Source organism: Bacillus sp. NPDC060175, from assembly GCF_042728695.1.
In the GTDB taxonomy this organism is placed as follows: Bacteria; Bacillota; Bacilli; order Bacillales; family Bacillaceae_G; genus Bacillus_A.
Genome location: NZ_JBHWYR010000141.1, coordinates 1 through 6,891 on the forward strand (window position 1 = coordinate 1; position 6,891 = coordinate 6,891).

Sequence of the window (6,891 nt, forward strand, 5' to 3'; positions counted from 1 at the left end):
GTTTTATTTTATTACTAGCTTTATAATATAATATACAAATTTATCACCTGTTTTTATAATTAATTAACAGCATAAAGAAAACATAAATTTTATCCATGTTTTAAAACAATATGTATTTTGGAGGGGGTTAATTTGATTTTTTCAAAACTCATTGATCGATATGCCTTGTATGATTTGCACAAAAAAAGAAGTGTCGAGTTTCAGTATACTTCTCTTTCTAACACCTCACTATATATAAAGGACATAGAATTTTTTTATAAAATACAACCATCTGATATTCATTTTAACATTAAGCATTCAAAGCAGGAAAAAGAATACATGGTGGGACAATTCAAATATAAAAGCTCGGTTCAATCTGGTGATTCACGCAACGACTCTGTGACTGGGGAATTATTTTTACATAAAAATGCAGATGCACCTCATGTCATCTTTGTTCACGGTTGGAGAATGGATTCTAACGAACGTGTAAAAAAAATATTTCACGACCATATGACCAACTTGAAGTGGAATATGTATTATTTCACTCTACCCTATCATTTTGAAAGAAAACCCAACCAATCCTTATTCAGTGGAGAGTACATGGTAAGTGCCAATATTGAACGAACTGTACAAGCCACTAGACAAGCGGTAGCTGATTTACGAGCTTTGATTAAATGGATTAAAGCAAATAAAAATGGCCCCTTGATTTTAATAGGAGTCAGTTTAGGTGGGGTTATTACTAACTTAACATCTCTTGTTGAACCAGAGATTGATGTATTAGCATCCATTTTCTACGCGAATCGACTTTCTTATTCGATTTGGAAGACAAATCCAGGTAAATTTATTAGAGAAGACTTGGAACATCATGGTGTAACGTATGATGATTTAATAAATTATTGGAAAATCACTGAACCGAGTCAAGCATTACCAAAAGTGAAAAAAGAAAATATTTTATTAATTTCAGGCAAGCACGATCTATATGTGCATCCTGAGGATACGGACTATTTGTGGGAATCCTGGGAAAGACCTACGCGATATATTTATACATGTGGACATGCTGGGATTGTTCTTAAGCGTAAAAAAATTGCAACTGATACTATCAATTTTATTCAGAATCGATTGAACTCCCCTCACTTCCCCAAAGACATACCTTAAAGTGAGGGATTACTAAGTATAGAATCTTATACTTGTAATCTTTCATTTTATACCAAGTTCATTTCATATGGAAAAGGGGTACTCATCATTTTCACCAGGGGCTTATTTTTATGAAAAGAAATTATTGTTGTTTACCCTTTATATGCAATATTACATATAAAAATCTTTAATTGTTCTGTTATAATTTTAAGAGTAAATTATTCATCCATTAATTTACACCATCCATATCTACAGTTATGGAAACCCTAATTACATATAAAAAAGAGAAGAACCTTGGTGAGTTCTTCTCTTTTTGTTTATTAAATTGTAATATAATTACAGTATGTGAAATTATATTAAGTTAACTTTTAAAGCGAAGTGAGAACAACCGTCACTTCGCTTTTTGCATTTATTTAATCGGTTTCTCTATTTTTAAAACTAGTGAACTTAATGCAGGAACTTTAATTTTATTGTCATGGACAACGTAAAGTGTTTTACTTCCCGCCTGATTCTCGTTTACTAGCACTTTCCATGGACCTTTCGATGGAAGTGTTATGTCAACGGCTTCCCTATTTGCATTGTGAGCCACCATAAAGTATTCGCTTTTATTCCCACTTCCCTTTCCATCTATTGTATAAGCTACAACATTTTTTGGAACATCGATAAAAGCTACATACTTTTTAATTTGTTCTGCAGAAGTCATTCGAAAAGCTGGGTACTTTTTCCGTAAATCTATTAAGCCCTTCATATAATCTACTTCATTATTAAATGCTGCACGGCGCAACCAGTCCATCTGGTTAATTGAATCAGGAGATTTGTAACTGTTATGATCACCATATTTTGTGCGCATAAACTCTTGTCCTGCATGTAAAAATGGAATACCTTGTGATGTTAATAAAATAGAAGAAGATAATTTGTGCATTTGTTTTCGCACTTCTTCACTTTCACCTGGATTAGTTAGCTCAAGTTTATCCCATAATGTATGATTATCATGTGCTTCCACATAAGTTAGCACCTGCTCTGGATCTTGATAAGTAGACGAATTTGTATCATAGTCAATACCTGCCGTAATGCCTTTTTTAATACGGTCTTCCATGTTTTGCTTTCCATTTACAAAACCATTTTCTTTTTCCTCAAATACGCTACCTTTCAATCCATCACGTATATTATCGTTAAAATGAGCAATCCCTTTCATTTTCTCCGCATTTTTTTGATTTGCTTTTAATTCAGCTGCAAGAGGTGTATTTAAATCCCAGCCTTCTCCATGCAGAATAATAGAAGGATCAATTTGATTAACACCTTTACGTATTTCATTCATCGTTTCATAATCATGAATACCCATTAAATCAAAACGGAATCCATCTAAATTGTATTCTTTTGCCCAGTATGTGACGGAATCCACCATAAATTTCCTCATCATTTTTCGTTCCGAAGCGGTATCATTTCCTACACCAGTTCCATTTGCCAGTGTTCCATCTTCATTGTAACGATAATAATAACCTGGAACTAATTTATGAAAATTAGATTCAGCGGCATTATACATATGGTTATATACTACATCCATCACAACACGAAGATTATTATCATGCAGTGTTTGAATCATTTGTTTTAATTCAGTTATTCGAACAGTCGGCTCATAAGGATTTGTAGAATAGGAGCCCTCTGGGACGTTGAAATTTTTCGGGTCATATCCCCAGTTATATTGTGGTTCATTTAAATTCTCTTCATTTACTGAAGCATAATCAAATATCGGTAAAAACTGAACGTGAGTAACACCAAGATCTTTCATATGATCAAGTCCTGTTTTTACACCTTCAGGCCCTTTTGTTCCTTTTTCTGTTACACCTAAATATTTCCCTTTATGCTTAATACCACTTTCAGGTTGAATGGAAAGATCGCGTACATGCAATTCATAAATAATAGCATCTTCCGGACTTTTGAATTTCGGTTTTTTGTTTACTTTCCAGTTTTTCGGATTTGTTTCTTTTAAATTAACGACGACACCTTTATCTCCATTTACAGAAGCAGCACGCACATACGGATCAACCGCTTCAGTCCACTTATCCCCAATTTTCACCTTATACGTATAAAAGAGTCCCTTTTGGTCCCCTTTAAGTTCTGCTTTCCAAGTTCCCTTTTCACCTTGTTGCATGTTTATTTCAGTACCTACTTTATCGCTCCATTTTTTATATGTAACTAACTTCGCTTCACTCGCAGTAGGAGCCCATAAGCGGAACTTTGTATGTTGCGGAGTATGTACATTCCCTAAATCATTACCACTATAATAAAATAGATTATCAAATTCTTCGCTACGAATGACTTTACCGATTTCAGTATTCGCATAGGCGAAGTTTTCTATTTTAACTTTGTAAGTTTGTTTTAAATCAAGTTTCTGTTCCGTAATTATTTTGACCTTATTAGTAATATCGCCACCATTTTTATCAAAAGAATTAATTTCCTTAATTTTAATGCCCTCAATTTCAATTTTCTGTTCCTTACTATTAAACGGGACATTAGTCGTTACAGTAATTTCATTGAAACTATCAATAGTCGCTTTTTGAATAGAGAGATCAGAAGAAGGCTTAGAATCATATACCTTTTCATCGCCTGAAAGAACCCAAACTTCAGCACGACCGTCCTTTATATTTTCAATCCAACGATCTCCACCGTCTTTTTCCCACTCATTTGTACGAATGATAAAGCCTACACGATTATAGTCACCATCTATTTTAATTTTTGCGTACTTTCCAAATTCATCTTCACCAGTAAATTCATATGAATTACCATTTGCATTTTCTCCCCACATCCAAAGATTCCAGTCTTTTGTATTTCCAGGCTGCTCTTTGTAATGAATGATAATTTCAGTTGTTTTTGAATTTGAAACTGCCTTCACATTCTGAAAAGAGAAAACAGATGATAACATAACGATTATAGTAAGTAATAAAACTGATTTGTTAATTAGTTTTTTTGTCATTTGCACCACATACACCCTCTCTTTAAATAGTACGAGCGATTTATTATGCTCGTCTAAATTACACTGCTTAAATTAATCTAGAAATCTCTTTTACTTCACCCCCATATTGGCTATTTCACGTATGCATTTCAACGATCTTTTAATACGAAAGCGTTTGCATTAAAACTTAAAAAAATAGATTTCTTTATGCCTTCATATATTTGTAAATACTAAAAGATCAGGGAAATCATTTTAAAGCAATCGTTTGTTATCGCTTTCATTCTATAGCACTTTCTATTAAGAGGTCAATATATTATTAATTTTCTGTTTTATACACTTTAAACCTTATATATTTGTCGCAACTTATTGGAGATAGACAGCGTGACTATTACTTAGTAAGTTTATTTTCACTAATGCATTGCCACATAAAAAAAACAGCTACTATCCTTAAAGTGACATTAGCTGTTTTTCATACCGTATTAATATATGAATGAAAACTATATTTCTAACTTACTTAATTTTTGCTGCATCAAATGCCTTTTGAACTGCTTGAACTTCAGCTGTATTCGCCCCATATTTATTAGTTGCCACTCGAATACATGCTGATTTCAATTCTTTGAAATTAGATGTCATGTTTAACTCATCTGTATTTACATAATAGAAAATATCAAACATTTTATCTTCACCAATTCCTTTAACAGTTACTCCGTTATGAGTTCCGCCTTTTGCAATGAGATACGCAACTTTATTAATAATACTTGAATTAAAATGAACGCCACCTTGATCCCATCCATTAAAATCGTTAAATTCACTGTAATCATCTGGATACGGTACTCCAAGTGAAGATGGAACAGAAGCTGGGTTTTCCATATCACGGAAAACAGATCCAGTTTGTTCGCCCATTGTCCAGTTAAAGGTTCCATTATTTACGTATTTCTCAATAGATGTTCCCATAATATCAGATAGCGCCTCATTAATCGCACCAGGTTCACCGTAATATTCAAGATTAGATTCGCTAGAAGTAACAGCATGTGTAAATTCATGTCCAGCTACGTCATATGCCTTGACAATAGGATCACCATATACAAGCATACTTCCATTATTAGCACTTAATGCATTTTGCCAATTTTTCGGATTGTTCGTATCTTCAGAATCCCAAGCATGTACAACTGAAACTACCTTTTGTCCCTTATTATCAAAACTATTACGCTTGTATTTATCTTTATAAAAATCAAATACCTTTGTTGCTAAGTAATGAGCACTTACTGCTTTTGGATCGTTAAATGTTGTTGAAGTGCTGGTTGCTAGTGTACCAGGATAATAGCTTTCTTCTTTAGTAATATCTCTGTAATTCACATCATATGTTTCAATTCCTTGCCCTCTTGTATAATCAGCAAGTGCATATTTGCCATTACTTTGTTTAGAAATACCAAATGAACGAGATATACCTAAATCATCTTTTCCTGTTCCAGTTAATGATGTAAGACTGCTTTTTTTACTTTCCTTTAAAGCTCCAACTAGTTTTTCACTTGCTTTTAAGTTAGATTCTTGTACCATATTTTTTAACATATCACCATTTTGTGCATTTACTAAATAAGTTCCAGAAACATAGTTTGGTGTTGCCGCTTCAAATGTAACTTGATATGCATTTGAAGCTTGTCCATTATTTTCATCAACAAAAATAACTTCCTTAACTTCTGGCTCAGAAATAAACTTGATATCGTTCCCATATTTCGTATAAATATATTGTTTCGCTTCATCTTTTGATAGATTAATAGGCTTTTTCAATTCTTCTTGTTTTAAATTTTGCGCGCTATCGCCTGAAACACTTTTAATAACACCCTTATTATCTACGTGTGCAGTTAATTGATGGCCATATACTTCTTTTCCTTCGTATGTTTGCTGCATACGCACAAGTGTTGTTCCATCATACGAACCACGTTTTTGAAGAACTTTATAATCTACTCCTGTTTCTCCATTGACTTGCTTTGGAGAAAGAGCTTGTTCAGCTTTCTCCTTAAGAGCATCTTTTACTACATTCTCTGGTGTTTTTTGTGACGGTTGTGTAAGTTCACCTGAACGGAATGAGTCCTCCTGAATTTGAACTTGTAATTGATCTGTTTCCTCTGCATGACCTATTCCGTATGGTGCCACAGCTGTTAAAGCTAATCCTGTTGTTAATGCTACTTTAGTTAATGTCTTTGTGTTTTTCATTTTTTCACCTCGTATAATTTTTGAAATAGAAAGCTTGTACAAAGTATACTGTCTATTTATGTCGAAAAAAAGAGAAAATACAAAATTTATGTAATATTATGTAAAATTACATATATGTGGTCGATAAAATAAAAAATGAGCCCTTTTAGGTGCTCATCCAATTGGTTAGTTGTTAATTATCTATATTCATTCTAATCAAAGTACACTTATATCTTATTAACAACATAAAAAACCACTCTTTACTATTTTAAGAATAGTAGATAAATACTTTAGTGAGGCAACGCATATACAAGTTAGATTTTTCAATATAATTTTGTTATTTATGTCTATAGCTGCATGGATTGGAACGTTTTGAGACTGCTGAAGTCTTATATGAGTTTCAGGCTTTTTTATCTTGTCAAAAATATCTTTTAAAGATAAATTTTTCTCACCATTTAAATATAGAAAAGGACATATCTATTACATTTTATTAACTTAAGGTATGTTCTTTTAAAGCATATTATAAATATACATAGTGAGAAATGAAACAATAATTATTCAAATGAAAAACCCCCTGAATTTTTAAAGCGATCCAGGGGATTTTTTACCGATGATTCTCTATATTTCCATAC

General features: G+C 32.7%; 3 protein-coding genes. 1 reads left to right on the plus strand and 2 read right to left on the minus strand.

Features of this window, described 5'->3' with window-relative positions; all coding sequences use genetic code 11:
* The first annotated feature begins 132 nt into the window (after nucleotides 1-132).
* A complete protein-coding gene (locus ACFWDE_RS29435) occupies nucleotides 133-1,134 on the plus strand; it encodes an alpha/beta hydrolase (RefSeq protein WP_377896255.1) in 1,002 nt (333 codons plus the stop codon).
* A gap of 388 nt (nucleotides 1,135-1,522) precedes the next feature.
* Here ACFWDE_RS29435 and pulA read toward each other — a convergent pair whose 3' ends face one another.
* Both pulA and ACFWDE_RS29445 read right to left on the minus strand, forming a co-directional pair.
* On the minus strand, nucleotides 1,523-4,093 hold the full coding sequence (gene pulA / locus ACFWDE_RS29440) for a type I pullulanase (protein WP_377896256.1): 2,571 nt from the start codon (nucleotides 4,091-4,093) through the stop codon (nucleotides 1,523-1,525).
* Between the two features lie 483 nt (nucleotides 4,094-4,576).
* Nucleotides 4,577-6,280, minus strand: coding sequence for a M4 family metallopeptidase (locus ACFWDE_RS29445; protein WP_377896257.1), 1,704 nt, complete (start codon nucleotides 6,278-6,280; stop codon nucleotides 4,577-4,579).
* Between the last annotated feature and the right edge of the window lie 611 nt (nucleotides 6,281-6,891).